This window comes from Burkholderia sp. LMG 13014 (genome assembly GCF_905232215.1).
Lineage (GTDB): Bacteria > Pseudomonadota > Gammaproteobacteria > Burkholderiales > Burkholderiaceae > Burkholderia.
The window spans coordinates 1-1,472 of record NZ_CAJNKE010000961.1; the positions used below are offsets into that span (position 1 = coordinate 1).

Genomic DNA, 1,472 nt, shown 5'->3' on the forward strand with positions numbered 1-1,472 from the left:
GTCGCGCGCCCGGTCGGGCTGATGAAAGGCTATGCGAACAATCCCGACGCGACGGCCTACGCGATGCGCGACGGCCACTACCGCACGTCGGACATCGCGATGCGCGGCGACGACGGTTACTACGTGTACATCGGCCGCGCGGACGACGTGTTCAAGTCGTCCGACTACCGGCTGAGCCCGTTCGAACTCGAGAGCGTGCTGATCGAGCATCCGGCGATCGCCGAGGCGGCCGTCGTGCCGAGCCCCGACCCCGTGCGGCTGGCGGTGCCGAAGACCTTCATCATGCTGCGGCAGGGCTATGAGGAAAGCCCGGCGCTGGCACTGGAGATCTTCCGTTTCTCGCGCGAAAAGCTCGCGCCGTACAAGCGGATCCGCCGCCTGCAGTTCGCGGAGCTGCCGAAGACGATCTCGGGGAAGATCCGCCGCGTCGAGTTGCGCCGCCGCGAGATCGAGCGCGGCGACGATGCGTCCGCGCGGATGCCCGGCGAATACTGGGAAGAAGATTTTGCCGCTGAATTGAAGTGACGTGACCGCGGGCCGCGCGCGCCGCATGTCGCGGCCGCCGCCCGCAGCCGAACTGAACCGGCCGCGCGGGCGCTATCGCGCTTCGCGGCCCTCTGCCAGGAGATTGGATCGATGAACGCGAATTCGAAAGACGTGCCGACGGTCAAGCTGCTGATCGACGGCGACTTCGTCGAGTCCGCCACGAACGAGTGGCGCGACATCGTCAACCCGGCGACGCAGCAGGTGCTCGCACGCGTGCCGTTCGCGACCGTCGCGGAAGTCGACGCGGCCGTGCAGGCTGCGCACACCGCCTACGCGACGTGGAAGAACACGCCGATCGCCGCGCGCATGCGCATCATGCTGAAGTTCCAGGATCTCGTGCGCACGAACCAGCAGCGCATCGCGAAGACGCTGACGGCCGAGCAGGGCAAGACGATTCCCGATGCCGAAGGCGACATCTTCCGCGGCCTCGAAGTGGTCGAGCACGCATGCTCGATCGGTTCGCTGCAGCTCGGCGAATTCGCGGAGAACGTCGCGGGTGGCGTCGATACCTACACGCTGCGCCAGCCGCTCGGCGTGTGCGCTGGCATCACGCCGTTCAACTTCCCCGCGATGATTCCGCTGTGGATGTTCCCGATGGCGATCGTGTGCGGCAACACGTTCGTGCTGAAGCCGTCGGAACAGGATCCGCTGTCCACGATGCAGCTCGTCGAGCTCGCGGTCGAGGCCGGCGTACCGAAAGGGGTACTGAACGTCGTGCACGGCGGCAAGGAAGTTGTCGACGCGATCTGCACGCATCCGCTCGTGAAGGCGATCTCGTTCGTCGGTTCGACGGCGGTCGGCACGCACGTGTACAACCTCGGCAGCGCGAACGGCAAGCGCGTGCAGTCGATGATGGGCGCGAAGAACCACGCCGTCGTGCTGCCCGACGCGAACCGCGAGCAGGCGATCAACGCGCTCGTCGGCGC

Annotated in this window: 1 protein-coding gene and 1 pseudogene; both read left to right on the forward strand. The window is 66.8% G+C overall.

Features of this window, described 5'->3' with window-relative positions:
• Positions 1–525, forward strand: a pseudogene (locus JYJ84_RS36535) (AMP-binding protein); the annotation flags it as partial.
• A 111-nt stretch (positions 526–636) separates the two neighbouring features.
• A partial coding sequence (locus JYJ84_RS36540) for an aldehyde dehydrogenase family protein (RefSeq protein ID WP_205190290.1) occupies positions 637–1,472 on the forward strand: 836 nt, incomplete at its 3' end.